The organism is Mycolicibacter algericus DSM 45454 (genome assembly GCF_002086455.1).
In the GTDB taxonomy this organism is placed as follows: domain Bacteria; phylum Actinomycetota; class Actinomycetes; order Mycobacteriales; family Mycobacteriaceae; genus Mycobacterium; species Mycobacterium algericum.
In genome coordinates, this window is sequence record NZ_MVHC01000031.1 from 16463 (window position 1) to 42157 (window position 25695).

A 25695-nucleotide genomic window follows, 5' to 3' on the forward strand; every position below is an offset into this window, starting at 1 on the left:
CCGTAGGAATTCCTACGGTGCGTAGGAACTGTGAAAGGGGACGAACTTGAACACGCTGCGCGGATGGCTGTCGCTGCCCGACGCCGAGCCCGCCGAGGACTACGGGTTCTTCGGCCCCGACTCAGTGACCTGGAAGGTGTGGAGCTACCCGACCTCGCTGTCGATCGGATTCCAGCGGGCTGTGGTCATCGAGGAACTCGACCCGGGGCTGGTCGCCTCCGTCGATGCCACCCAGGCGATTTACGACCGGCCGCGGACCCGGTACGACCGCACGCTGCGCTACTTCGCGATGGTGGCGTTCGGCGAGAGCCGCACCACCGCCGAGGCCGCCGACATCCTGGTGCGGATCCACTCCAAGGCCATCGGTGTCGACCCGGTCACCGGTAACAATTACGACGCCAACGACCCGGCCGCCCAGCGGTGGATCCACCTGACGGCATGGCATTCCATCCTGTACGCCTACGAGAAGTTCGGGCCCGGGCCGCTGTCGGCCGACGAAGAGGCGTCGTACTGGGCCGATTGCGCCAAGGCGGCTGAGTTGCAGACCCTCGACCCGGCGGACGTGCCGCGCACCCGAGCGGGCGTCCGCGCCTACTTCGAGCAGATGCGCCCGGACTTGGTTGACTCCGACATCGCCCGGCGCGCGATGGCACACCTGTTGCACGCCGAGGTCATCATGCCGCCGTCGCTGCCGCGGGTGCTGTGGCCGGCCACGCTGGTCATCACCGCTTTCCTGCGCCGCGGCACCTTGGCGACCATGCCCCGGTGGATGCGCAAGCTGGGCGGCCTGAAAGCCACTGACACCTCCCGCGTGCTCGACGCGCTGATCGTGCCGCCGCTCAATGCGACATTCACCGTGCTGAGCCTGAGCACTCGCGTGCAGTTGATGCTGCTGCGGCTTATCTCACCCATGACGTTGCCGATCGGCACCCGGGTGCTGCGGTCGATCCGGCCGGTCAACCCCGTGACGACGACGCCGCGCGAGGCCCAGCGGCGTTTCGGTTACGCCGTACCGGCGCAGGCGCACCTCGAGTTCCGGGAGAAACAGGCGAACCGTGTTTTCGGTGAGGGCCGCGCCCCGAGCGACGAGGCGCTTGTCGAGTCCCAGCCGATCCTGGGGAGCATCGGATGAGGCTGGACGGCGTGGCGCAGCTACTCGACCGCCGGCTGAGCATCCGCCAGCTGGTCTATCTCGCCGTCATGGGTTCAGTGGTGCTGGGCGCCTACCTGACGATCGGATTATTCTGGGCCGGCAGTCATTATCAGCACCTGGCCGAGGTCCGCGGCGTGGACAAGGTGTTCTCCGTACTCGGCGAAATCGTCGCCTGGCCGGTACTGATCATTGCCGACATCCAACTACGCTGAGCCGGTGCCGGACCCAGCCCCCAACCGGTCCCGCGCCGAGCATCTCGGGCCGCAACGCCGTCGCCCGCAGGTGCTCGACGCGGCCTTGCAGATCGCCGCCGACCATGGTGTCGCCGGGGTGACCATGGCGGCCATCGCCGAGCGGATCGGCGTGACCCGGCCGGTGGTCTACGCCTGCTACGACGGCCGCGGCGAGGTCCTCGCTGCACTGCTCGACCGGGAGACCGAGTTGATGCTCGCCAGTCTGCTCGCCGCATTGCCGCCGCAGCGGACCGGCAGTGTCGAGGACCGGTTCGTCGCCGGGTTCGGCGCGTTCTTGTCCACCGTGCGTGAGCGTCCGGCGTCATGGCGGATCATCTTCACCGCCGACCAGGATCCCGTGCTGGCCGCCGCAGTCGTCTCGGGCCGCGCCCGGCTCACCGATCGGGTCGCGACGGTGATGCGGCCGCTGCTGGAGCAACGAGCCCAGTCCGAGCGCACCCTGGCGGCGCTCACCGAGGTGTTCCTGGCCATCTGCGAAGCCGCCGCTCGGATGCTGCTCGACGGTGACCGGGAGTGGACACCGGAGGGCCTGGCCGAGGTCGTCGGCCGCGCCGCCTATCGGACGTTCGAGATCGGCGGCTAAACCCCGGTATGCCAGAATGTTGCGCAGGTGACCGAACTGAAGGAGTCGAAGTGGCCAGTACCGAGGTGGAGCGCCGAAGTGTCGACACCGCCGAGGTGCCCTCGGCGGCCTGGGGCTGGAGCGCGATCAACTACCGCACCTGGCACATCTTCGGCCTGGTGATCGTGGGGTTCCTGCTGCTGATGCTGCGCGGCAACCACATCGGTCACGTCGAGGACTACTTCCTGCTGGGATTCGCCGCGCTGTCACTGTTCGTCATTCTGCGCGACATGATCGGCCGCAAACGCGGCTGGCTGCGCTAGGCGCTACCGGCTCTCCGCCGCCAGCTGGCCACAGGCGGCGGCGATCTCACGCCCGCGGGTGTCCCGCACCGTGCACTCCACGCCCTGGGCCCGGACCCGGCGGACGAACTCCCGCTCCACCGGCTTCGGGCTGGCATCCCAGTCGCTGCCCGGCGTCGGATTGAGCGGAATCACGTTGACATGCACCAACTGTCCCAACGCCCGGTGCAGCTTGCGGCCCAGCAGATCGGCCCGCCACGGCTGGTCATTGACGTCGCGGATCAACGCGTACTCGATCGACACCCGCCGGCCGGTCACGTCGGCGTAGTAGCGCGCGGCATCGAGAGCCTCGTCGACCTTCCAGCGGTTGTTGACCGGTACCAGCGTGTCGCGTAGTTCGTCGTCGGGGGTGTGCAGCGACAGCGCCAGCGTCACCCCCAGCCCCTCATCGGCGAGCTTGCGGATCGCCGGCGCAAGTCCGACCGTCGACACCGTCACCGACCGGGCCGAGATGCCGAACCCGTTGGGTGGCGGCTCGGTGATCCGCCGCACGGCGGCCACCACCCGGGCGTAGTTGGCCAGCGGCTCCCCCATGCCCATGAACACGATGTTGGACAGCCGCACCCCAGAAGATCGGGCACCGTCGCGATCTCGTAGTGTCACCGCCGCCGCACGCACCTGCTCGAGGATCTCGGCGGTGGACAGGTTGCGGGTGAGCCCGGCCTGGCCGGTCGCGCAGAACGGGCAGGCCATACCGCAACCGGCCTGCGAGGAGATGCATACCGTGTTGCGCCGGGGGTAGCGCATCAGCACCGACTCGAACTTGGTGTTGTCGTGCGCCCGCCACAGGGTTTTGCGGGTCTCACCGGCGTCGCATTCGATCTCGCTGGCGGCGGTCAGCAGGGCGGGGAACAGTGCCTCGGCCACCGAGGCCCGCACCGTGGCCGGCAGGTCCGTCATCTGCTGCGGATCGGCGACCAGCCGGCCGTAGTACTGGTGGGCCAGCTGGTTGGCCCGGAACGCGGGCAACCCCAGTTCAGCAACGGCGGCGGCACGACCGGCGGCGTCGAGATCGGCCAAGTGCCGCGGCGGCAGGGCCCGTCGCGGTGCGCTGAACACCAACTGTTGCGTCACGATCGGTACCAGTATGCCCGCGACTCACGGCAGAACGGTCAACACGACCCACGTCATCACGGCCGCCGGCAGCAGCGCGTCGAGCCGGTCCATGATCCCGCCGTGTCCGGGAAGCAGCCGGCCCATGTCCTTGATCCCCAGATCGCGTTTGACCTGCGACTCGATGAGGTCGCCGAAGACCCCGGTGAATACGAGCAGCAGCCCCAGCGGCAGGCCCACCCACCACGGCCGGTCGAGGAACACCGTCACCGCGAACACCGCCGCGGCGATACCGAGCACCAGCGATCCGACGAAACCCTCCCAGGACTTCTTCGGGCTGATCGCCGGCGCCATCGGGTGCTTGCCGAACAGCACCCCGACGGCGTACCCGCCGATGTCGGAGAAGACCACCGGGAACAGCAGACACAGCACCCGGCCGGGGCCGTCGTCGCGAAAGACCAGCAGCGCCGCGAAGCTCATGCACAGCGGAACCCAGACCGCGATCAGCACCATCGCGGACATGTCCCGCAGGTAGTTGACCGGGGCGGTGTTCAGCCCGCGGTGTACCAGCCGCCACATCATCGAGATGACCACGGTGGCGCCGAACGCGCCCAGCACCCCCCTGGCCCCGAACGGCAGCGACAGCCAGAGCATCGTCTGGCCGCCGAGCGCCAGCGGGATGAACGGGACGTCGTAGCCGACCTCCCGCAGCCGCCTGGTGATCTCGTGGGTGGCGACCGGGGTGGCCACCGCCAGGATCAGCACCCAGAACCGCGGGGCGAACAACAACGTGTAGACCAGCATCCCGGCGAGGATCGCCCCCACCACGATCGCGGCGGGGAGATTGCGCCCCGCCCGCGACTGCCTCTTACCGGTGTCTGCACCGGTGTCGTTGTCTGCCACGGGGATTGGTTGCCGAGGTCGCTAGACCTCCAGCAACTCGCCTTCTTTGTGTTTGACCAGCTCGTCGATCTGGCTCACATACTGCTGGGTGGAGCGGTCCAAGTCTTTCTCCGCACGGCCGACCTCGTCCTCACCGGCCTCACCGTCCTTGCGGATACGGTGCAGCTCCTCCATCGCCTTGCGACGGATGTTGCGCACCGAGACCTTGGCGTCCTCACCCTTGGACTTGGCCTGCTTGACCAGTTCCTTACGTCGCTCCTCGGTGAGCTGGGGCACCGCCACCCGAATCAGCGAGCCGTCATTGCTGGGGTTCAGGCCCAGATCCGAATTGCGGATCGCCGTCTCGATGGCGCCGAGCTGGGAGGCCTCGTAGGGCTTGATGACCACCAGCCGTGCCTCGGGCACGTTGATGCTGCACAGCTGGGTGATCGGGGTGGGCGACCCGTAGTAGTCGATGACGATCCGGGAGAACATGCCCGGGTTGGCCCGGCCGGTGCGAACGGTCGCCAGATCCTCGCGGGCCACCGCCACGGCCTTCTCCATTTTCTCTTCGGCATCGAAGAGAGCCTCGTCGATCATCTTTGCCGTTCCTCTCCCCCGCAAGGCGGGTGGTGCCCCACCGAACTCTCAGGTGGTGACCAGTGTTCCGATCTTCTCACCTGCGACCGCCCGCGCGATGTTTCCGTCCACCAGCAGGTTGAACACCAGGATCGGCATGCCATTGTCCATGCACAGGCTGAACGCGGTGGCGTCGGCCACCCGCAGCCCGCGGTCGATGACTTCGCGGTGACTTATCGCGGTGAGCAGTTCGGCGTCGGGGTTGACCCGCGGGTCCTCGGTGAACACCCCGTCGACGGCCTTGGCCATCAGCACCACCTCGGCACCGATCTCCAGCGCGCGCTGCGCGGCGGTGGTGTCGGTGGAGAAATACGGCAGCCCCATACCGGCGCCGAAGATCACCACCCGGCCCTTCTCCAGGTGCCGCTGGGCGCGCAGTGGGATGTACGGCTCGGCGACCTGACCCATGGTGATCGCCGTCTGAACCCGGGTGTCGATACCTTCCTTTTCCAGAAAGTCTTGTAGCGCAAGGCTGTTCATCACGGTGCCGAGCATGCCCATGTAGTCCGAACGCATCCGCTCCATGCCGCGCTGCTGCAGCTGCGCACCGCGGAAGAAGTTGCCGCCGCCGATCACGACCGCGACCTGCACACCGTCACGGACCACTTCGGCGATCTGGCGGGCGACCTGGGCGACGACGTCGGGGTCGAGCCCGACCTGGCCGCCGCCGAACATCTCTCCGCCGAGTTTGAGTAACACCCGGGAGTAATGGGGGCGGCCGGTCGGTGAGACACGATCGGTACTCGTCGGCTCCGTCATCAGGCTCCTCGGGGGCTGGCGCGCATGACAGCGCCATCGCGGAGATACGTCCGCGACGGCAGTTGCCATCCTGCCCTACCGGGCCGGTCAGACGGTGCCCGGGGGTACGGACGCAGACGATCGAATGTCACAACAGGTGAAAATATTTTCAATTGATGATTTCGCTGCTATGGTCGGGGCCGTGCCGAACTCGCTGCACCAGGTGAAGGCCGAGTTCTTCAAGACGCTCGGACACCCGGCTCGGATCCGGGTACTGGAACTGTTGGCCGAACGCGACCGAACGGTCGGCGAACTGCTGCCCGAGATCGGACTGGAGGCGTCGAACCTCTCCCAGCAGCTGGGGGTGCTTCGGCGCGCCGGAGTCGTGACGGCGACCAAGGAGGGCAACACAGTGGTCTACTCGATCGCCTCACCGGTGATCACTGAACTGCTCGCGGTGGCCCGCAAGGCATTGACCGGACTGCTCAGCGATCAGGTCGCGATCCTCGACGATCTACGAGCCCGTCGATGAGCTGGCTCAGCAGGATCCTTGCGCTCGGCCGCATCGCCGAACCGGCCGGCGACCGCCCGCCGCAGACCTCCGACCGATCCAGCGGGCTGGCCGGCTCGGTGCAGGTCCGCCATGTCGACGCCGGATCCTGCAACGGTTGCGAGATCGAGATAGCCGGCGCCTTCGGTCCGGTGTACGACGCCGAACGGTTCGGCGCGCGGCTCGTCGCCTCACCTCGGCACGCCGATGCCCTGTTGGTCACCGGGGTGGTCACCCGCAACATGGCCGAGCCACTGCGCAATACCGTCGAGGCGACCCCGCGGCCGCGCCGGGTCATCGCGTGCGGCGACTGCGCGCTCAATCGTGGCGTCTTCGCGCAGGCCTACGGAACCGTGGGCGCCGTGGGCGAAGTCGTGCCGGTCGACGTCGAGATCCCCGGCTGCCCGCCTACCCCGGACCAGATCGTCACCGCGCTACGGTCGGTGACCGAAAGGTGAGCACCGCTGCTCCGCAGTTGTTGCCCCGCGCTGCCTTCGGGCCGCTGATCAGCGGTGCGGCGACGGTCGGTCTGGGCGCCGGGGGGCTCGGCGCCGGAGTGGCCGGCATGTTCGGTGCCCTGCCCACGGTCCGGATCGGCTGGCTGCTGCCGCTGCTGGGCGTACAGCTGCGGGTCGAGCCGCTCGGCGGCTTCTTCATGGTTCTGACCGGCGCGGTGGCGGTGGCCGCCGGCCTGTATTGGATCGGCTACAGCCGACACGAGGGCTTCGGCGCCGTCCCGCTGACGGCGTTGCCGGTGTTCGTCGTCACGCTGCTGGCCGTTCCAGCGGCGGGGTCGGTGACGACCTTCCTGTTCGCCTGGGAGCTGATGGCGCTGACCTCGCTGGTGCTGGTGCTCACCGATCAACAGCGCAGCGAAGTGCGTTCGGCCGCCTTGATCTACGCGGTGATGACGCAGTTGGGCTTCCTGACGTTGTTGCTGGGGATGGTGATACTGGCCGCGACCACCGATGACGTCTTCGCCCGGATCGGCGCGGTACCCGACGGCGTGCGCAACACGGTCTTCGTGTTGACCCTCATCGGTTTCGGCTCCAAGGCCGGCCTGCTGCCGTTACACGCGTGGCTGCCCCGGGCGCATCCCGAAGCACCGAGTCCGGTGTCGGCACTGCTCAGTGCCGCCATGGTCAATCTCGGCGTCTACGGCATCATCCGCATCGACATGCAACTGTTGGGCCCCGGACCGCGATGGTGGGCGTTGACGCTGTTGGCCGTCGGCGGCGTGTCAGCGGTGTACGGGGTGTTGCAGGCCTCGGTCGCGACCGATCTCAAACGGCTGCTTGCTTATTCGACGACGGAGAACATCGGCCTGATCACCCTGGGGCTGGGCGCCGCGATGTTGTTGGCGGGCGCCGGCTCGCAGCCGGCCGCCGCGGTGGCGCTCACCGCGGCGCTGCTGCACCTGATCGCCCACAGCGCGTTCAAGAGCCTCGGGTTCTTCGCGGCCGGATCGGTGCTGGCCGCGACCGGCCTGCGCGATCTGGACCGGCTCGGCGGTTTGGTCCGCCGAATGCCGCTCACCACAGCGCTGTTCGGGGTGGCCGCGCTCGGCGCCGCCGGGTTGCCGCTGGGGGCGGGCTTCGTCAGTGAGTGGCTGCTGATCCAGTCGCTGATCAACGCCCGTCCCGGGGACGACGTCACGATCGCGCTGGTGACACCACTGGCGGTGGCCGCGGTGGCGCTGACCGCCGGGCTTGGGGTGGCCGCGATGGTCAAGGCGTTCGGGTTCGGCTTCCTGGCCCGCCCACGCTCGGATGCCGCTGCGGCGGCGCGGGAATCGCCCGACACGATGATCGCCGCGATGGCGTTGCCCGCTGCGGCGTGCGTGGTGCTGGCCGTCGTCCCCGGCGCGGTGGCCCCGATGCTCAACCGCGTGATCGCCACAGTGCCGGTCTTCGGTGACTCCCCGGCGCTCGGGGTCTTCGTGCGCCTGCCCGGCCTGGATGCGTCCATGGCCCCGGGCCTGCTGGCCGCCGCGCTGGCCGCCGCCGTCCTGCTGGTGGCGATCGGCTCCCGGTGGCGTTCGCGGCGGCGGCCCGCGCCGGCCACGGTGCCGCTGTGGGCCTGTGGCGCCGACGAGCTGACCCCGCGCATGCAGTACACCGCGACGTCGTTCGCCCAACCGCTGCAGCAGGTGTTCGACGACGTGCTGCGGTTCGACACCGGCGTCGAGGTGAGCGGGCAGGCGCCGTCGACCTATGTGGTCGACCGGATCGCTTACCGGGCGCGCATCGCCGACGTCATCGAAGACCGGTGGTACACACCGGTGACGCGGGCTGTCGGCGCCGCCGCGCAGCTGGTGCGGCGCGCCCACACCGGCAGCGTGCACCTGTATCTGGCCTACGGCGCCATCGGCGTGCTGATCGCCCTGCTGGTGGCGCGATGAACACGATGACCTATCTGGCCGGTTTCCTACAGGTCGCCGGTGTCATCGCCGGGGCCCCGCTGGTGATCGGACTGATGCGCCAGGTCCGGGCGCGGGCGGAGGGCCGCACCGGCGCGGGGATCCGGCAGCCCTGGCGGGATATGCGCAAGCTGCTGGGTAAGCAGCTGCTCAATCCGCGGGGAACCACCTGGGCGTTCGCCGCGGCCCCGGCAGCGCTGGCCGCCACCACACTGGTCATCGTCGCCGCCGCACCGCTGGTGGCGACGGGTTCGCCGCTGGACCCGGTCGCCGACCTGATCACCGTTGTCGGCCTGTTGTTCCTGGGTACCGTGGCGCTCGCGCTCGCCGGCATCGACACCGCGACGGCGTTCGGCGGTATGGGCGCCAGCCGGGAGATCACCATCGCCGCGCTGGTCGAACCGACGATCCTGCTGGCGGTGTTCGCGCTGTCGATTCCGGCGGGGTCGGCCAATCTGAGCGCCATCGTCGGTAACACCGTCGACCACCCGGGTCAGGTGGTGTCGTTGGCCAGCGCGCTGGCTTTCGTCGCGCTGGTGATCGTCATCGTGGCCGAGACCGGCCGGCTGCCGGTGGACAATCCGGCCACCCATCTGGAGCTGACGATGGTGCACGAGGCCATGGTCCTGGAGTACGCCGGACCCAAGTTGGCTCTGGTCGAGTGGGCGAGCGGCATGCGGCTGACGGTGCTGCTGGCGCTGCTGGCGAACCTGTTCTTCCCGTGGGGCATCGCCGGGGCGCACCCGAGCCTGCTCGACGTGGTGGTGGGCGTCGGCGCGATCGCGATCAAGGTGGCGCTGCTCGCGACCGCCCTGGCAGCCGTCGAGGTGTTCATCGCCAGGTTGCGGCTGTTCCGGGTGCCCGAACTACTGGCCGGGTCGTTTCTGCTGGCGTTGCTTGCGGTGACCGCGGCGAACTTCTTCAGCGGAGTCGGCGGATGAGCTACAACAACATGCTGGACCTGGCGGCCGGCGGGGTGCTGTTGGCCGCGGTGCTGGCGGTCTGGCGCCGGGACCTGTCGGTGACCGTGCAACGGTTGCTCGTCGCCCAGGGCGCCGCGCTGGCCGCCATCCCGCTGATTCGCGGGGTGCACGACCATGACCGGGCGCTGATCGCGGTGGCGATCGCGGTATTGGCGGTGCGCGCCGTCGCGCTGCCGTGGCTGCTGGCCCGCGCGCTCGGCGCCGAACGACGCGAACGCCGCGAGGCCACTCCCCTGGTCGGCACCGCCGCGTCACTGCTGGTGGTCACCGTCCTGGTGGTAGTGGCGTTCGTGATCGCCCAGCCCGTCATCGACCTGCAGCGCAATTCGGCGACCACCGCGGCCGCGGCGGCCATCGCCACCGTGCTGATCGCGCTTTTCATGATGGCGACTCGCCGCCATGCCATCTCGCAGGCAGCCGGGCTGTTGATGCTGGACAACGGGATCGCCGCCACCGCCTTCCTGCTCACGGCCGGCGTCCCGCTGATCGTCGAACTCGGCGCGTCACTGGACGTGTTGTTCGTGCTGATCGTGCTCGGCGTGCTGACCGGACGACTGCGCAACACCTTCGGCGGAGTGGATCTGGACCTGCTACGGGAGCTGCGCGACTGATGACACCGCTGATGCTGCTACCGCTGCTGACTCCCGTCCTGGCGTCACTGCTCTCGGTCGCCGTGGGCTGGCGCCGGCTCAGCGCTGTGGCGACCCTCGGGTCGGCACTGACGATTCTGGGATGTGGTGTGGTGCTGGGCTTCCGGGTGGACGACCGGGCCCACCTGGCACTCAACGGCCTGCTGCGCGCCGACGCGCTGTCGGCGACCATGCTGATCGTGATCGGGGTCGTCGCCAGCCTGGCCACCTGGGCGAGCATCGGCTACGTCGACGCCGAGTTGGCCCGCGGGGTGACCGATCGGCGTGGGGCACGCATATACGGCGTCCTCACCCCGGCGTTTCTCGCGGCAATGGTTCTGGCGGTGTCGGCCAACAACATCGGCGTGGTGTGGGTCGCCGTCGAGGCCACCACGGTGGTGACCGCGTTTCTGGTCGGGCATCACCGCAGCCGTGCCGCGCTGGAGGCCACCTGGAAATACGTCATGGTGTGTTCGGTGGGGATCACCGTCGCGTTCCTGGGCACCGTGTTACTGCACTTCGCCGCGCGCCACGCCGGCGCCGGCGACGACGCGCTGCACCTCGATGTGCTGGCGGCCCACGCGGCGGCACTGGACCCGGCGGTGACCCGGCTGGCCGGCGCGCTGCTGCTGATCGGCTACGGGGCCAAGATGGGCCTGGCACCGTTTCACACCTGGCTGGCCGACGCGCACAGCCAGGCCCCGGCACCGGTCTCGGCGTTGATGAGCGGGGTGCTGCTGTCGGTCGCGTTCTCGGTGCTGATCCGCCTCAAGCCGATCATCGACGCCGCGACCGGCCCCGCTTTCCTGCGGGCCGCGCTGCTGGCCACCGGCCTGGCGACGTTGCTCATCGCCGCACTGCTGCTGACCGTCACCACCGATCTCAAACGGCTGCTCGCCTATTCGTCGATGGAGACGATGGGCCTGATGGCCGTGGCCGCAGCCGCGGGCACCCGGCTGGCGGTCGCGGCGCTGCTGTTGCACGTGCTGGCGCACGGTGTCGGCAAGACGGTGCTGTTCTTGGCCGGCGGTCAGTTGCAGGCCGCCCACGGCACCACCGCGATCAGCGAGATCACCGGCGTGCTCGGCAGGTCACGGCTGGTCGGCGGTGCGTTCGCGGTGGGGATGGTGGTGCTGCTCGGCCTGCCCCCGTTCGCGATGTTCGCCAGCGAGCTGGCGATCGCGACGGCACTGGCCGACGCCCGGCTGGCGTGGGCGTTGGGGCTGACGCTGGTGGCGCTGCTGGTGGCGTTCGCCGCGCTGATGGCCAAGTCCGGCCGTATCCTGCTGGGCACACCGAGTGCCGACGGCCCGACGATCCTGGTGCCGGCCACCGTCGCTGCCGCACTGGTGACAGGCGTGCTGGTCTCCCTCGCACTGGGCGTGACAGCCGGTCCGCTGACAGGGTTGTTCACCGCCGCGGCAACCCAACTCGGGGCGCTGTGATGGCTCCGATCAACCACTGTCGACCGGTCTCCGATGCGGAGCTGCCCGATGCGGCCGCGGCCCTGCTGGCCGACGGCTTCCGGCTCGCGCTGGTGGCGGCCCACGACGACGACGACAGCTTGCGGGTGGTGTATCTGTTCCTGGCGGGCCGACCCGACCGTCGTTGCGAGCTGACCCTGACCATTCCGGCGCAGCGGCCGTCGATTCCCTCGCTGGCCCGGTTGTCGTTTCAGGCCGGCCGCTTCGAACGCGAGATGCAGGACCTGTACGGGATCACCCCGCTCGACCATCCGCAACCACGCCGGCTGATCCGGCACGCGCACTGGCCGCAGGATTGGCACCCGATGCGCAACGACGCCGGTCCGGCGCCGGACTTCGTTGCGGCGGGCCGTTTTCCGTTCCTCAACGTCGAAGGGGCCGGTGTCTATGAGATTCCGGTCGGCCCGGTGCACGCCGGCCTGATCGAACCGGGCCATTTCCGGTTCTCGGTGGTCGGCGAATCGGTGTTGCGGCTCAAAGCCAGGCTGTGGTTCGTGCACCGCGGAATCGAGCGACTGTTTGCCGGCCGGTCCGCGGTCGGCGCGGTCGAGCTGGCCGAGCGGATCAGCGGTGACACCTCCGCCGGTCACGCGCTGGCGCACAGCCTCGCCGTCGAGGAGGCCCTCGGCGTCGAACTGCCCGATCCGGCACACCGGCTGCGCGCCTTGCTCGTCGAGCTCGAGCGGCTCTACAACCATGTCGCCGACCTGGGTGCCTTGGCCAACGACGTCGGTTTCGGGCTGGCCAACGCCCACGCCCAACGCGCCCGTGAGCAGCTGCTGCGCATCAACGCGCAAACGACCGGAGATCGGCTGCTGCGTAAGGCGATCCGGCCGGGAGGCGTGGTGCTGCAAGCACTGCCTGACCCGAATCGACTGCAGGCGCTGGCCGACGACGTCGCTGAGATCGCGGAGCTGACCCTGGGCCACTCGGTGATCTACGACCGGTTCGCCGGTACCTCGGTGTTGAACCGCACGGATGCGGAGGCGCTCGGCACGCTGGGGTATGTGGCGCGGGCCAGCGGGCTGGTCACCGATGCCCGCCTCGACCATCCGATTACCGACCTGCCGGTGACGGAGGTGACGGCGACAGCCGGCGACGTGCTGGCGCGTTACACCGTCCGCCGCGACGAATTCGCCGCCTCGGTGGCGTTGTGCCGCACCCTGATCGACGGTCACCACGGGCCGATCGATGTTCGGGCGCAGCTTCCCGGGTCGGCTGGGGCCGGCAACGGGGTCGGGATCGTCGAGGGGTGGCGCGGCAGCATCGTGCACCGGGTGGAGACCGGCGCCGACGGAACCATCACCCGCGCCAAGATCGTCGACCCGTCCTGGTTCAACTGGCCCGCACTGCCGCTCGCCATGACCGACACCATCGTCCCGGACTTCCCGCTGACGAATAAAAGCTTCAACCTGTCCTACGCGGGAAACGACTTATAGCGGCTCGGCGCGGACCCGATATATGTCAATATGTTTGATATGGGTGACGTGAACGAGGCTCCGCTGGGTTATCTGCTCTACCGGGTCAGCTCGGCGCTGCGCCCCCAGGTGTCCGCGGTGCTCGGACCGTTGGGGCTGACGTTGCCCGAATTCGTCTGCATGCGAGTACTTTCCGTGCGGCCGGGACTCTCCAGCGCCGAATTGGCTCGTCATACCAGCGTCACACCACAAGCCATGAACACCGTGCTGCACCGGCTGCAGAACCGGGGCGCGGTGAGCCGGCCGCAATCGGTGCCGTCCGGGCGGGCGCTGCCCGCGACACTGACCGACGCCGGCCGGGAGTTGCTGACCCGGGCCGAGGACGCGGTGCGGGTCGCCGACGGCCGGGTGCTGGCCGCGCTGAGCCCGACCGAACAACAGCGGTTCAGGCAGATGCTGGAGCGCATCGGCGCAGAGTGACGCTAGGTTGATGGCGGCGACCCGCTTCGCCCGGCTTCGCCGCGCTCGCGATCGCCGCTATCCCCGGCCGGTGATGGTGGGCCAGGGCTGCGCCGCCTCCAGTTCGTAGGCCAATTCCAGCAACCGGGCGTCCTGGCCGAGGTGGGCGCTGAACATCATGCCCACCGGCAGTCCGGCCGCGGATTCGGCCAGCGGCAACGAGATTGCCGGATCACCGGTGACGTTCTGCAGTGGGGTGAACGCCACCCAGTCCATCAGCCGGTCGATGACCTGCTCGTAGCCGGCGGTGGGGTCCAGGTGGCCGACACGCGGCGTCTCGTGGGCCAGTGTCGGGGTGAGCGCGACGTCGTAGTCGCGGAACATCCGCGCGGTGTGGCGACGCACGCTCGCCAACCGGGCGATCGCCAGCGGCAATTTGTGCAGGCGCCGGGTGGCGTGGCGATCCAGCCCCAGCGTCAGGCTGTCCAGCCGGCTGCGATCGAAGCTCGGCCCGAACATCCGCCGCCCGCCGCGCACCAACGCCGTCGCCAAAAAGGCCCAGTAGAGCAGGAAGTCGTCGGCGAAGTGCGCCGGCACCGGCGGCCGGTCGAGGTAGTCGACGTGATGGCCGAGTTCCTCGAGCAATGCGGCGGTCTTGCACGTCAGCTCACGCATCTCGGTGGAGGTCTCGCGCGCGATCGACTGAGTGATGACCGCGATCCTGAGCCGCTCGGCGCCCGGCGACTTGACGTCACCGACCGGTGGGAGCTTGCGGTTGCGCCAGATCCGTTCGGCTTCGGCATAGAAGGCCGCCGTATCACGCACCGAGCGGGTGACCACCCCGTTGTAGACGATGCGCAGCGGCATGGCGCGCATATCCCGGTCCAGCGGCAACCGGCCCCGCGATGGTTTGAGGCCGATCAGCCCGTTGCACGCCGCCGGGATCCGGATGGAGCCGCCGCCGTCGTTGGCGTGCGCGATCGGCACGACCCCCGCGGCGACGAACGCCGCCGAGCCCGACGACGACGCCGCCGCGGTGTGATCGGTGTTCCACGGGTTGCGTACCGCACCCAGCCGCGGATGCTCGGCGGCCGCGCTGAACCCGAACTCGGACAGCTGGGTCTTGCCCAGCGCGATGAGGCCGGTGGCCAGGTACAGCCGGGCGAAATCGCCGTCGGCGGTCGCGGCGCGCGGCTGCCATGCGTCGGTGCCCTGCATCGTCGGCATCCCGGCGACGTCGACGTTGTCCTTGACGAACGTCGGCACGCCCGCGAAGTAGCCCCCGCGGGGTGCCGTCGCCTCGGCCCGGGCGCGGTCGAACGCCTGGTAGGCCAGCGCGTTCAGCTGCGGGTTGACCGCCTCGGTGCGCGCAATCGCGGCGTCGACGAGCTCGGCGGGCGACACGTCGCCCGATCGGATCCGCTCAACCAGACCGACCGCGTCACAGTCGCCGAGCGCGTCGTCGCCGAAAGCATGGACGTGTTGCATGTACAGACGCTAGCAAGCGCGGCGATCGCAAGCGCGGCGGAGCCGGGCGCGGCGGGTCGCCGCCGACGGCCCCGCCGCAACCGCCCTAGGCTTGGCCGACCTCGAACCGCGCGAACCGGGTCACGGTCACGCCCGCCTCGTCGAGCAGCGCCTTCACGGTCTTCTTCGAATCCGATACCGACGACTGCTCCAACAGCACGACGTCCTTGAAGAAACCGGTGACCCGGCCCTCGACGATCTTGGGCAGGGCGGCCTCGGGCTTGCCCTCCTCCTTGGCGGTCTCCTCGGCGATGCGCCGCTCGTTGGCCACCAGCTCGGCGGGCACATCGTCGCGGCTCAGGTACTTGGCCTTGAGCGCGGCGATCTGCAGCGCCACCGCGTGGGCCGCGTCTGCGCCATTCGCGTCCGTACCGGACTCGTACTCCACCAGGACACCCACGGCCGGCGGCAGGTCGGAGGCCCGCTTGTGCAGGTAGGTCTCCACGGTGCCGTCGAAGTAGGCGACCCGGCGCAGCTCCAGCTTCTCGCCGATCTTGGCGGACAGCGCCTCGACGGCCTCCCCGACGGTGCGGTCCCCGATCTTGGCGCCCTTGAGCTCCTCGACGTCGGAGGTCTTGGCCGCCGCGGCGGCGGTGACGACCTCGTCGGCGAGCGCCTTGAACTCGTCGTTCTTGGCGACGAAGTCGGTCTCGGAGTTCAGCTCGATCAGCGCGCCGCCCTTGGCGGCGACCAGCCCTTCGGCGGTGGCGCGCTCGGCGCGCTTGCCGACGTCCTTGGCGCCCTTGATCCGCAGCAACTCGACGGACTTGTCGAAGTCGCCGTCACTCTCGGCCAGCGCGTTCTTGCAGTCCATCATGCCTGCGCCGGTGAGTTCCCGAAGCCGCTTGACGTCGGCAGCGGTGTAGTTCGCCACTGTTGTGTGCCTTTCCTACGATGCGTCGGTGGTGGTGGTGTCGGTAGCGGCGGGCGCCTCGGGGGCCGAGGTGGTGGCCGTCGTTGTCGCCGAAGCCAGCAACTCCTGCTCCCACTCGGCCAGCGGCTCGACCGCTTCGGCTTCCGCCTTGCCCTCGCCGTTGCCCTGACCGGCACGGGCCTGCAAGCCCTCGGCCACCGCGGAGGCGATCACCTTGGTCAGCAGCGCCGCCGAGCGGATCGCGTCGTCATTGCCCGGGATCGGGTAGTCGACCAGGTCGGGGTCGCAGTTGGTGTCCAGGATCGCGATGACCGGGATGCCCAGCTTGCGGGCCTCGCCGACGGCGATGTGCTCCTTGTTGGTGTCGACGACCCAGACGGCCGACGGCACCTTGGCCATGTCGCGGATACCGCCGAGGCTGCGCTCCAGCTTGTTCTTCTCGCGGGTCAGCATCAAGATTTCCTTCTTGGTGCGTCCCTCGAAGCCGCCGGTCTGCTCCATGGCCTCGAGCTCCTTGAGGCGCTGCAGCCGCTTGTGCACGGTGGAGAAGTTGGTGAGCATGCCGCCTAGCCAGCGCTGGTTGACATACGGCATCCCGACCCGGGTGGCCTCGGCCGCGACCGACTCCTGCGCCTGCTTCTTGGTTCCGACGAACATGATGGAACCGCCGTGGGCGACGGTCTCCTTGACGAACTCGTACGCCTTGTCGATGAAGGTCAGCGTCTGCTGCAGGTCGATGATGTAGATGCCGTTGCGGTCGGTGAAGATGAACCGCTTCATCTTGGGGTTCCAGCGACGGGTCTGATGCCCGAAGTGGGTGCCGCTGTCGAGCAGCTGCTTCATGGTTACAACAGCCATGGTTGGCCATATCCTTTTTTGTCGGTTGCCGCCCGGCGTCGGGTGAGGCCGGGCCCTGGTGCCTGCTGAGATGCCGAACCCCGCTCGGGGACCGTCGACATCCGGTTGTGCCGCAGACACGCGAAGTCAGCTCGCATACGCGAACTGCGCAAATGAGTTTACACGCTCCCAACAGGTGCTTTGTCCACAGCGGTGACTGGTCGGTTTCGGCTCCGCCAGGGTGAACTGGCCCGGTGCGGTTCACGGCGTTGTTCCTGGTCGCGAGCGTGCTGGCGGCCGCTCCGGCGCACGCCGAGAGGTTCCGGCTGGACTGGCCGCTGCGCCCGCGCCCGGCTGTGGTGCGCGGATTCGACGCGCCGCGCCCCGATTGGCAGCGCGGGCATCGGGGGGTGGATCTGGCCGGTGCCGCGGGCCGGCCGGTGTATGCGGCGGGAGTGGCGACGGTGATCTTCGCCGGGCGGGCCGGCGGGGTCCCGGTGGTATCGCTGGCGCATCCCGGTGGTCTGCGGACCAGCTACGAACCGGTGGCCGCGACGGTGCGCGCCGGGCAGCAGGTGGCCGCGGGTTCGGTGATCGGCACGCTGGAGCCGGGGCATCCGGGGTGTCCGGCGCCGGCGTGCCTGCACTGGGGTGCGATGTGGGGTCCGGCGTCGCGAGCCGACTATGTCGATCCGCTGGGGCTGCTGGTGGGCACGCCAATCCGGCTCAAACCGGTGCGGCCGGGCTGAGCTCACATGCGGGACAGGAACTGTGTCATCGCGGCCAGCACCTCGGCGGGGCGCTCTCGCTGCACCCAGTGGCCTGCACCCGCCAGGACCGACAGCGAGGCGTCCGGGATCAGCTGGGCGGCGGCGCGGGCGCGGGCCACCGGGACCCCGGTGTCCTTGTCGCCGTGAATGATCAGGGCCGGGCACCGCAGCGACGGCAGCCTCGCGGTGTAGTCGGTTTTGAGTCGGTTCCACCGCACCTCGTCGCGCTGCCATTGTTCGAACACGCCGGAGTCCTGCTCGACCGCCGCGGTGATCTCCGCCATCAGTTCGGGGGTGCGGCGGGCGGGGTCGCGGATCAGCGCGGTCTTGACACTCCAGGCCAGCAGGGCGGGGTTGCGGGCCGTCCAACGGCCCACCAGAGCGAGCGCTCCGCTGCGCAGCATCGCCCAGGTCACCGCCTGCCGTAGGCCGGCCAGGGGCCCGTCCGAGGCTCGCGACATCAGGCCGTAGCTGCCCAGCAGCATCACCCCCGCCGTCCGTCCAGGCCGTTGCAGGACATGGCCGAGGGCCATCCCACCGCCCAGCGAAAGCCCCCCGATGACATAGCGGTCGAGGGCCAGCGCGTCGACGAACCGCCCGACGTAGCTGATCAGCCGTTGCTGGGTCAGCGGCCACGGCGCGGGCGGGCTGTGCCCGAAACCGGGATGATCCGGTGCGATGACCCGGTAGCCGGCGGCGGCCAGCCGGGGGCCGATCTCGCCCCAGGACAACGTGGCGCTGTCCACCCCGCCGCCGTGCAGCAGCACCACGGCGCGAACCGCGTCGTCGGGACGAAAGTCGAGGTAGGAGACCGGTCCCGACGGCAGTTCGAGGGTCGCTCGCACCGTCACGCCCGCGGATGGGCCAGATCGTGCACCGCGCGCAGCCGGGCGACCGTGACGTGGGTGTAGAGCTGCGTGGTGGCCAGGCTGGAGTGGCCGAGCAGTTCCTGCACGATGCGCAGATCCGCGCCGCCCTCCAACAGATGGGTGGCCGCGGTGTGGCGCAGTCCGTGCGGCCCCATGTCGGGGGCGCCACCGACCGCGGCGACGGTCTGGTGCACCACGGTGCGGGCCTGCCGCGGGTCCAGCCGACCACCGCGGGCGCCGAGCAGCAAGGCGGGGCCGGACTCCGCCGTCGCCAGCAGTGGGCGCCCCTGGGCCAGCCAGGTCTGCAACGCCTCGGCGGCCGGCTCGCCGAAGGGCACCGTCCGCTGCTTGTTGCCCTTGCCGAGTACCCGCAGCAGCCGCCGAGAGAGGTCCACGTCGTCGACGTCGAGCCCACATAGTTCGCTGACCCGTACCGCGGTGGCGTAAAGCATCTCGGCGATCAGCCGGTCCCGCAACGCAATCGGATCATTTTGCTCTGCACCGGATTTCGCGGCGAGCATGACGTCGTGCGCCTGGTCTTCACGCAGCACCGCGGGCAGCGTCCGGCGGGACTTGGGCAGGGCGAGACGCGCCCCGGGGTCCGATGCCAGCAGGCCACGGCGAGCCGCCCAGGCGGTGAAGGTCTTGACCGTCGAGGTGCGCCGTGCCAACGTGCTGCGGGCCGCGCCGGCGCTGGCCTGTTCGGCCAGCCAGCTGCGCAACACCGGCAGGCTCAGGCCGTCGATGCCGCTGTGCCCCCGCTCGGCGAGAAACGCGAACAGCGACCGCAGGTCGCCCAGATACGCCCGCCGGGTGTGTTCGGACCGCCCTCGTTCCAGCGCCAGATGCTCGTCGAACTCCTCGAGAATCGCGTCCACCGGCTTACGGTCGCAGAGGCCGGTCATCGGCTCAGGTGACGCGCCGCAGCGTGTCCGGGGTGAGATCAAGCCGTGATGGATAGCCGTCGACCGCCATGATCAGGTCGGCTTCGGCCAGCAGCGAACGCAGGACGTGCACGATCCCGTCGACTCCGCCCAGCGCCAGCCCGTAGGCATACGGCCGGCCAATTCCCACCGCGGTCGCGCCCAGCGCCAGGGCCTTGATGATGTCGGCGCCGGTACGGACGCCCGAGTCGAACAGCACCGGCAGCCCGTCGGCGGCCGCCACCACATCGGGCAGGCAGTCCAGCGCCGGCAACCCGCCGTTGGCCTGCCGCCCGCCGTGGGTGGAGCAATAGATGCCGTCGACCCCGCCATCTTTGGCGCGCCGGACGTCGTCGGGATGACAGATCCCCTTGACGATCAGCGGCAGGTCGGTCAGCGACCGCAGCCAGCCCAGGTCGTCCCACGTCAGCGGATTACCGAAGGTTTGCACCCAGGACAGCACTGCGGCCTGCGGGTTCTCCTCGGGCGGCTGGGCCAGCCCGGCCCGGAACACCGGGTCGGAGAAGTAGTTGGACAGGCAGTGCCCACGCAGCTGGGGGAAGTTCGACGTCGCCAGGTCCCGGGGACGCCAGCCCGGAACCCAGGTGTCCAGCGTGACGACGATCGCCCGGTAGCCGGCCGCCTCGGCACGGCGCACCAGGCTGGCGGCCAGTTCCCGGTTCTTGGGCGTGTAGAGCTGGAAGAACCCCGGCGTGTCACCGAACTCGGCGGCGACGTCCTCCAGGGGGTCGGCGGTGAGGGTGGACACCATCAGCGGGACGCCGGTGGCTGCCGCGGCCCGGGCGCTCGCCAGGTCGCCGTGGCCGTCTTGGGCGCAGATCCCGATGACGCCAATGGGGGCCATGAAGACCGGCGAGGGCAGCCGCAACCCGAACAGCTCGATCGACAGGTCACGTTCGGTGGCGCCGACGAACATCCGCGGGATGAGCCCCCAACCGTCGAAGGCCGTGACATTGGCCCGCTGGGTGCGTTCGTCGCCGGCACCGCCGGCCACATAGGACCACACCGACGGCGAAAGCGCGGCAGCGGCTTTGGCCTCCAACTCGCTGTAGGTCATCGGCAGCGCGGGCACCACCCCGGCCAGACCCTGCAGGTAGATCTCGAACTGGTAGTCGCCGAATGCCATGCCGCTAGTCTGCCGCAGCCTCGGCTGCCTCTTTACGTGCGAGCTCTTTCTTCCACTGCCGGAACGTCTCTTCGGTGCGCCCACGCCGCCAGTAGCCCGAGATCGACGCCCACTTGGCCGCCACACCGCGCTCTTTTCTGATGTAGGGCCGCAGGTTGTGCATGACGGCCTGGGCCTCGCCGTGGATGAACACCTGAACCTGGCCCGGCAGCCATAGCGTGGTGGTGACAGCCTCGACCAACGGGGCGTTGTCGCCGGCCCGGTCCTGGCCGACCAGATCGGCGCGGCCACCGCGGTGCAGCCAGTTCAATTGCACCCCTGACGGCGCGGCGAGCGCTATCTCGTCCTCCGGGCCGGCGACCTCGATGAAAGCCTTGCCGACCGCGTCGGCCGGCAGCGCCTCCAGGGCCGCCGAGATCGCCGGCAGCGCGCTCTCGTCACCGGCCAACAGGTGCCAGTCGGCCGAAGGGTCGGGCGCATAGGCGCCGTTGGGCCCCATCAGATAGACCGGTTGACCGGGCTGCGCGGCGGTGGCCCAGGGACCGACGACGCCGTGTTCGCCGTGCACCGAGACATCGATGGTGATCTCGCGGGCGACCGGGTCGGCGCGCCGCACCGTCAGGGTGCGGATCACCGGCCGATCCTCTTCCGGCAGGGCGTCGAAACTGTCCAGCGTCAACGGCTGCGGTAGCGCGGCGACGTCGAGGTCGTAGCGTACAAAGACGACCTTGACGTAGGAGTCGGTGAATTCGCTCGGGCGGAACGTGTCGTATCCGGTACCACCCAAGACCACCCGCGTCATGTGCTCCGAGAGCTGTTCGGTGCGGACCACCGCGAAGGTGTGAACCGGTCGTCCCGCCACGTTGCCTCCCCGTTTCGGCTGTTCCCGCCGACTATACGAGCTACCGGCTGCGCCGCACTATTGCCCAACTGCCGTCGCGACGCTCGACCAGACCCGCCACCTCCAGCATCGCCAACGGCCCGAACACCTGCGCAGGGGCCAGCCCGGATGCGATCGCGACCTGATCGACGGTCGCCACACCGCGGCCCGGCAGGGCTTCGTAGACCTGACGTTCGGCGGCGCTGAGTCCGTCCAGCGGAGTCACCGGATGTGGCGGGACGTCGGCCAGCTCCCCCACCCGCCCGGCCAATTCGACCACCTCGTCGGGTCGGGTGACCAGTTCGGCGCCGGCGCGCAGCAAGACATGACAGCCAGCCGACGCCGCGCTGGTGATCGGCCCGGGAACCGCGGCCACCGGGCGGCCCAGCAGCCGCGCCCACGCCGCGGTGTTGGCCGCGCCGCTGCGAACTCCGGCCTCGACCACGACGGTGGCACCGGCCAGCGCCGCCACCAACCGGTTGCGGGTCAGAAAGCGGTGCCGAACCGGACGGACCCCGGGCGGATATTCGGTGACCAGCAGTCCGTTGCCGCCGATGCGGTGCAGCAGCGCGGAATGGCCTGCCGGATAACTGATGTCGATGCCGCCGGCCAACACCGCCACCGTGGTTCCGTCTGCGGCGAGCGTGGCGCGGTGAGCCGCACCGTCGATCCCGTAGGCGCCGCCGGAGACCACCGCCACGTCACGTTCGACCAGCCCGGCGGCCAAGTCCGCGGCCACCAGCTCGCCGTAGGCGGTCGCGGCCCGGGTGCCGACGATCGCGGTGGCGCGTTCGGCGATCTCATCCAGACGCGCCGGACCTACCGCCCACAACACCAGCGGTACGCGGCAATCCGGCTTTCGCGCGGCCGCGGCGCCGTCGAACGCGGCGAACGCCAGCAGCGGCCATTCGTCGTCATCAGGAGTGACCAGCCGGCCACCGCGGCGTGCCACCAACTCCAGATCCTCAGCGGCAGAGTCGATCTCGCGTCTAGCCTCGGTATACTTTGCCAGTTCCGGTTCGACGTCGCCGGACCGGATGCGTTTCGCCGCCTCGACCGGGCCGGCCCGCGCGACCAATGTGGCCAGCTCCGGGCGCGGCGGTTCGGCGACTCGGGACAGATACGCCCAGGCCCGCAGGGTGGCCTCATCGGCGCTCACCGGGCCGCCCCCGGCTGCCGAAAGCTCAGGGCCGCGGCGACCTCGTCGAGGCCGGGCGAGTTCCGGCCCGCCAGGTCACTCAACGTCCAGGCCACCCGCAGCGTGCGGTTGGCGCCGCGGATCGAGAGCAGGCCGCGGTCCAGCGCGGTGCGCAGCGGGGCCATCGCCGCGCCGGAGAGCCGAAACTTGCGGCGTAGCAACGCGCCGCTGACCTCGGCGTTGGTGTGAAAGCCGTGCGGCCCCCAGCGTGTCGCCGCCGCGGCACGCGCGCCTGCCACCCGTGCACGCACCGCGGCCGTCGATTCGCCGTCGGCGGCGGAGAACGCGCCGGCGCGCACCGGATGCATCTCCACCCGTAGGTCCACCCGGTCCAACAGCGGCCCGGACAGCCGGCCGAGGTAGCGCCGCTTCGCCATCGACTTGCAAGTGCAGTCGCGCGGGTCGGCCGGTGCACACGGGCAGGGGTTGGCCGCCATCACCAGCTGGAAGCGGGCCGGGTAGCAGGCCACCCCATCGCGGCGGGCCAGCCGGATCTCGCCGTCCTCCAACGGTGTGCGTAACGCTTCCAGGGCGCTGACCCGGATCTCGGCGCACTCGTCGAGGAACAACACTCCGCGGTGCGCGCGGCTCACCGCGCCCGGCCGGGCCATTCCGGAGCCGCCGCCGACCAGTGCCGCCACGCTGGAGCTGTGGTGCGGTGCGATGAACGGTGGCCGGGTGATCAACGGCGCGCAACCGGATAACAGTCCCGCGACCGAGTGGATCGCGGTGACCTCCAGCGATTCACTTTCGGTCAGCGGTGGTAACAGGCCCGGAAGACGTTGCGCCAACATGGTTTTGCCAACGCCGGGCGGGCCGGTCAGGATCAGATGGTGCGATCCGGCCGCAGCCACCTCGACGGCGAACCGGGCTTGGGCCTGGCCGACCACCTCGGCCAGGTCCGCGGCCGGCTCGGCTACCGGAGCTACGGTGGTGATCCGTTCCTGCAGCCGTGCCGAGCCCTCCAGCCAGCCGTGCAGTCGGCGCAGCGTCGCCACCCCGAGGACCTCGATGCCGTCCACCAGGCTGGCTTCGGCGAGATTGTCCACCGGGACCACCGCGCGCGCCCAGCCTTCGTTCTTAGCGGCCAGCACCGCCGGCAGCACCCCGTGCACCGGTCGCACCCGCCCGTCCAGCGCCAGCTCGCCCAGCAGCACCGTCTTCTCCAGCCGGGGCCAGGGCGTGCCACGATCCGCCGAAAGCACCGCGGCGGCCAGCGCCAGGTCATAGACCGACCCCATCTTCGGCAGCGTCGCCGGCGACAGTGCCAGCGTCAGACGGGATTTCGGCCAGTTCTGTTCGCTGTTGGTGATCGCCGCCCGCACCCGATCCCGCGACTCCTGTAAGGCGGCGTCGGGCAGGCCCACCAGATGCACGCCGGGCAGCCCCGAGGTGATGTCGGCCTCGATCTCCACGATCAGGCCGTCGAGGCCGCGGACCGCGACCGAGAACGCCCGCCCCAGCGTCATCAGACCACTCCCCGCAAGTGGGTGATCTCCGGCGTGCGGCACCGCCCGATCCGGACCCCGATCACATCCACCCGGACTTCAACCCAGTGCGATTGCTGGCCGGCGAGCCACAATCCGGCCAGCCGGCGCACCCGGCGTATTTTCTCCGGGGGTACCGCATACGCCAGCCCGCCGAACCCGTCACCGGTGCGGGTTTTCACCTCGACGAACACCACGGCTCCTGCGGCCGGATCGTCAGCTATTACGTCCAGTTCGCCGTACCGGCACCGCCAGTTGCGGGCCAGGATCGTCCACCCCTGCCCGAGCAGGTGGTCAACGGCCAGCTGTTCCCCAAGCGCCCCGAGCTCGGCGCGCGTCATGGTTGTCATGCCGGTCAGATTCGGTCATCGCACCGACAGCGTCGAGCCGCGCCGCGCCGAAACCGGCTGCATCACAGTCGGTTATGCACAGTTGCGGCTTCATCCACAGCGGCGACCAAGCCCGAGACAAACCGGCCCGCTTCGGAGCTCACGCCGCACGGAAGGCGCTGCAGATGATTCGTCCGTAGAACTCACCGAGGTCGTCAGCGGTCCAGTCGTTCTCCGGGTCGAGCAGTGACCGCGATGCGGCCTCGCTGGAGGACATGAACAACTCGATGAGAACCGGAAGTTTGCGGTCCAGTTCCGCTGTGCCCCACCAGCTGTTCAGCGCGGGGCCGATCCAGCGCGTCGCACTGGCAGCCATTTCATGACGCGCGGTGGCGATCACGCCGGCCACCGACGGATCGGGGTTGGAGGTGAAGATCAATCGCCACGTGTCAGGGTGCTCCTCGACGGTTCGCAGCAGTGCCCGGTAACCGGCAACGAATGCGGTCTCGGGGTCGTCGCCACGCGCGGCGTGGAGCGCATCGAGCAGACCCTGCACGATCACGTTGCGTTCGCGCTCAACCAATGCCTCGATCAATGTCACCCGATCGGCGAAGCACGCGTACACCACGGGCCGCGTTACGCCGAGCCGCCCGGCGATCGAACCGACGGTCACCGCGGCGGTGCCCGATGAGGCGGCAATCGCCAGCGCGGCGTCAAGCACCTGGGGTCGGCGGCGTTCGGGGCCCAGGTGAGCTGCCCGCTCACGCGCCGGCGCAGGTAGAGGTGCAGCAATCACCACAAGAATGTAGCAAAGATCCTTCAGCTCTGTATAATTTCCCTACATCGATGTAGGATCATGCGCCATGACAGCGCAGTCACGATGGGCCGTCACGCCAAGCGGTTGCAGGAGCCCCGGCCACACCGCCGGAGTCGTCATCGCCGCCTGCATCCTTGCCGCTCCCGCATCGGCGCCACCGGGACCCGACGCCCACCTGCGTGCCGCGCGACCGGACAGCAGCGACGCCGCGGTTTCGTTACGCGGGGACGGCACCGCCCTGATCGTGGGCGCGAGCGGACTACCCACACCACCGCCGGGCTACATGGCCGCCGCCAACGCGTTATATCTGCACCTCGGCGACTCTGCCGATATGCATGCAGTCACCACGCCGCAGTCGTTCTGGCCGTTGACCGGCTGAGGTGAGCCCCTCGTAGTGGTCCAGTTGTTGTGCGACTCTGATGCCCGGTGTTCGGGCAGGAAGAATCAGCAAC

29 protein-coding genes are annotated in these 25695 nt (G+C 69.5%); 14 read left to right on the top strand and 15 right to left on the bottom strand.

From position 1 onward, the window contains the following. The first annotated feature begins 46 nt into the window (after positions 1 to 46). Genes BST10_RS19115 through BST10_RS19130 form a run of 4 tightly spaced genes read left to right on the top strand, consistent with a single transcriptional unit; the run spans position 47 to position 2292 of the window. Positions 47 to 1132: an oxygenase MpaB family protein gene (locus BST10_RS19115; RefSeq protein WP_013829523.1), complete on the top strand. Its 1086-nt coding sequence runs from the start codon at positions 47 to 49 to the stop codon at positions 1130 to 1132. Then, complete coding sequence (locus tag BST10_RS19120) at positions 1129 to 1365, top strand: hypothetical protein (protein WP_041318237.1); 237 nt, start codon at positions 1129 to 1131, stop codon at positions 1363 to 1365. Before BST10_RS19115 ends, BST10_RS19120 begins: the two co-directional genes overlap by 4 nt. A gap of 4 nt (positions 1366 to 1369) precedes the next feature. Continuing rightward, complete coding sequence (locus tag BST10_RS19125) at positions 1370 to 1990, top strand: TetR/AcrR family transcriptional regulator (protein ID WP_013829525.1); 621 nt, start codon at positions 1370 to 1372, stop codon at positions 1988 to 1990. Between the two features lie 50 nt (positions 1991 to 2040). After that, on the top strand, positions 2041 to 2292 hold the full coding sequence (locus BST10_RS19130) for a DUF2631 domain-containing protein (protein ID WP_013829526.1): 252 nt from the start codon (positions 2041 to 2043) through the stop codon (positions 2290 to 2292). Positions 2293 to 2295: 3 nt separating this feature from the next. Here the strand turns inward: BST10_RS19130 and rlmN are convergent, their stop codons facing one another. The 4 genes from rlmN to pyrH are packed head-to-tail and all read right to left on the bottom strand — an operon-like array spanning position 2296 to position 5664. Beyond that, positions 2296 to 3405, bottom strand: coding sequence for a dual-specificity RNA methyltransferase RlmN (gene rlmN / locus BST10_RS19135; RefSeq protein ID WP_083039957.1), 1110 nt, complete (start codon positions 3403 to 3405; stop codon positions 2296 to 2298). A 24-nt stretch (positions 3406 to 3429) separates the two neighbouring features. Continuing rightward, positions 3430 to 4287 (bottom strand): phosphatidate cytidylyltransferase, encoded by an 858-nt coding sequence (locus tag BST10_RS19140; protein ID WP_083039959.1) that lies wholly within the window; start codon positions 4285 to 4287, stop codon positions 3430 to 3432. 21 nt (positions 4288 to 4308) lie between these two features. Continuing rightward, a complete protein-coding gene (frr, locus tag BST10_RS19145) occupies positions 4309 to 4866 on the bottom strand; it encodes a ribosome recycling factor (RefSeq protein ID WP_013829529.1) in 558 nt (185 codons plus the stop codon). A gap of 48 nt (positions 4867 to 4914) precedes the next feature. After that, a complete protein-coding gene (gene pyrH, locus BST10_RS19150) occupies positions 4915 to 5664 on the bottom strand; it encodes a UMP kinase (RefSeq protein ID WP_041318244.1) in 750 nt (249 codons plus the stop codon). Between the two features lie 181 nt (positions 5665 to 5845). Here pyrH and BST10_RS19155 point away from each other — a divergent pair, with 181 nt between their 5' ends. The 8 genes from BST10_RS19155 to BST10_RS19190 are packed head-to-tail and all read left to right on the top strand — an operon-like array spanning position 5846 to position 13606. Beyond that, positions 5846 to 6175 (top strand): ArsR/SmtB family transcription factor, encoded by a 330-nt coding sequence (locus tag BST10_RS19155; RefSeq protein ID WP_085975774.1) that lies wholly within the window; start codon positions 5846 to 5848, stop codon positions 6173 to 6175. After that, positions 6172 to 6651, top strand: a complete 480-nt coding sequence (locus BST10_RS19160) for an NADH-quinone oxidoreductase subunit B family protein (protein ID WP_013829532.1) — start codon at positions 6172 to 6174, stop codon at positions 6649 to 6651. The genes BST10_RS19155 and BST10_RS19160 overlap by 4 nt, the downstream gene beginning before the upstream one ends. Continuing rightward, the gene (locus BST10_RS19165) at positions 6648 to 8594 is read left to right on the top strand and encodes a proton-conducting transporter transmembrane domain-containing protein (protein WP_109559589.1); all 1947 of its coding nucleotides are present in this window, start codon (positions 6648 to 6650) and stop codon (positions 8592 to 8594) included. The genes BST10_RS19160 and BST10_RS19165 overlap by 4 nt, the downstream gene beginning before the upstream one ends. A 5-nt stretch (positions 8595 to 8599) precedes the next feature. Further along, positions 8600 to 9553 carry a respiratory chain complex I subunit 1 family protein gene (locus BST10_RS19170; RefSeq protein WP_013829534.1) on the top strand — a complete coding sequence of 318 codons (954 nt, stop codon included), beginning with the start codon at positions 8600 to 8602 and terminating at the stop codon, positions 9551 to 9553. Next, on the top strand, positions 9550 to 10206 hold the full coding sequence (locus BST10_RS19175; RefSeq protein ID WP_013829535.1) for a hypothetical protein: 657 nt from the start codon (positions 9550 to 9552) through the stop codon (positions 10204 to 10206). Before BST10_RS19170 ends, BST10_RS19175 begins: the two co-directional genes overlap by 4 nt. Beyond that, positions 10206 to 11669 (top strand): proton-conducting transporter transmembrane domain-containing protein, encoded by a 1464-nt coding sequence (locus BST10_RS19180; RefSeq protein WP_083039962.1) that lies wholly within the window; start codon positions 10206 to 10208, stop codon positions 11667 to 11669. Before BST10_RS19175 ends, BST10_RS19180 begins: the two co-directional genes overlap by 1 nt. Continuing rightward, the gene (locus BST10_RS19185; RefSeq protein WP_083039966.1) at positions 11669 to 13147 is read left to right on the top strand and encodes a hydrogenase large subunit; all 1479 of its coding nucleotides are present in this window, start codon (positions 11669 to 11671) and stop codon (positions 13145 to 13147) included. The genes BST10_RS19180 and BST10_RS19185 overlap by 1 nt, the downstream gene beginning before the upstream one ends. A 39-nt stretch (positions 13148 to 13186) precedes the next feature. Continuing rightward, the gene (locus tag BST10_RS19190) at positions 13187 to 13606 is read left to right on the top strand and encodes a MarR family winged helix-turn-helix transcriptional regulator (protein ID WP_013829538.1); all 420 of its coding nucleotides are present in this window, start codon (positions 13187 to 13189) and stop codon (positions 13604 to 13606) included. 57 nt (positions 13607 to 13663) lie between these two features. Here the strand turns inward: BST10_RS19190 and BST10_RS19195 are convergent, their stop codons facing one another. From BST10_RS19195 to rpsB, 3 genes are all read right to left on the bottom strand, one after another. Further along, a complete protein-coding gene (locus tag BST10_RS19195) occupies positions 13664 to 15073 on the bottom strand; it encodes an amidase (protein ID WP_013829539.1) in 1410 nt (469 codons plus the stop codon). 85 nt (positions 15074 to 15158) lie between these two features. Next, positions 15159 to 15986, bottom strand: a complete 828-nt coding sequence (tsf, locus tag BST10_RS19200) for a translation elongation factor Ts (RefSeq protein WP_083039969.1) — start codon at positions 15984 to 15986, stop codon at positions 15159 to 15161. A 15-nt stretch (positions 15987 to 16001) separates the two neighbouring features. After that, entirely contained in the window at positions 16002 to 16844 is an 843-nt protein-coding gene (gene rpsB / locus BST10_RS19205; RefSeq protein ID WP_013829541.1) for a 30S ribosomal protein S2, read from the bottom strand. Between the two features lie 233 nt (positions 16845 to 17077). On the opposite strand from rpsB, the gene BST10_RS19210 reads away from it, so the two are divergent. Then, positions 17078 to 17572 (top strand): M23 family metallopeptidase, encoded by a 495-nt coding sequence (locus BST10_RS19210; protein ID WP_083039972.1) that lies wholly within the window; start codon positions 17078 to 17080, stop codon positions 17570 to 17572. 2 nt (positions 17573 to 17574) lie between these two features. Here the strand turns inward: BST10_RS19210 and BST10_RS19215 are convergent, their stop codons facing one another. The 8 genes from BST10_RS19215 to BST10_RS19250 form a co-directional block, all read right to left on the bottom strand. Beyond that, entirely contained in the window at positions 17575 to 18444 is an 870-nt protein-coding gene (locus BST10_RS19215; RefSeq protein WP_083039975.1) for an alpha/beta fold hydrolase, read from the bottom strand. Further along, positions 18441 to 19367 (bottom strand): tyrosine recombinase XerC, encoded by a 927-nt coding sequence (locus BST10_RS19220; RefSeq protein WP_275987129.1) that lies wholly within the window; start codon positions 19365 to 19367, stop codon positions 18441 to 18443. Before BST10_RS19220 ends, BST10_RS19215 begins: the two co-directional genes overlap by 4 nt. Positions 19368 to 19371: 4 nt before the next feature. Next, positions 19372 to 20532 carry an alpha-hydroxy-acid oxidizing protein gene (locus BST10_RS19225; protein WP_013829545.1) on the bottom strand — a complete coding sequence of 387 codons (1161 nt, stop codon included), beginning with the start codon at positions 20530 to 20532 and terminating at the stop codon, positions 19372 to 19374. A 4-nt stretch (positions 20533 to 20536) separates the two neighbouring features. Beyond that, entirely contained in the window at positions 20537 to 21394 is an 858-nt protein-coding gene (locus tag BST10_RS19230; protein ID WP_083039978.1) for a siderophore-interacting protein, read from the bottom strand. Positions 21395 to 21434: 40 nt separating this feature from the next. Further along, entirely contained in the window at positions 21435 to 22571 is a 1137-nt protein-coding gene (dprA, locus tag BST10_RS19235) for a DNA-processing protein DprA (RefSeq protein WP_083039981.1), read from the bottom strand. Next, entirely contained in the window at positions 22568 to 24079 is a 1512-nt protein-coding gene (locus BST10_RS19240) for a YifB family Mg chelatase-like AAA ATPase (protein ID WP_083039984.1), read from the bottom strand. Before BST10_RS19240 ends, dprA begins: the two co-directional genes overlap by 4 nt. Then, positions 24079 to 24447, bottom strand: coding sequence for a YraN family protein (locus BST10_RS19245; protein WP_083039987.1), 369 nt, complete (start codon positions 24445 to 24447; stop codon positions 24079 to 24081). The genes BST10_RS19240 and BST10_RS19245 overlap by 1 nt, the downstream gene beginning before the upstream one ends. A gap of 139 nt (positions 24448 to 24586) precedes the next feature. Continuing rightward, positions 24587 to 25219: a TetR/AcrR family transcriptional regulator gene (locus BST10_RS19250; RefSeq protein WP_371869221.1), complete on the bottom strand. Its 633-nt coding sequence runs from the start codon at positions 25217 to 25219 to the stop codon at positions 24587 to 24589. A 70-nt stretch (positions 25220 to 25289) separates the two neighbouring features. Here BST10_RS19250 and BST10_RS19255 point away from each other — a divergent pair, with 70 nt between their 5' ends. Then, positions 25290 to 25622, top strand: coding sequence for a hypothetical protein (locus BST10_RS19255; RefSeq protein WP_083039993.1), 333 nt, complete (start codon positions 25290 to 25292; stop codon positions 25620 to 25622). Positions 25623 to 25695: the final 73 nt, after the last annotated feature.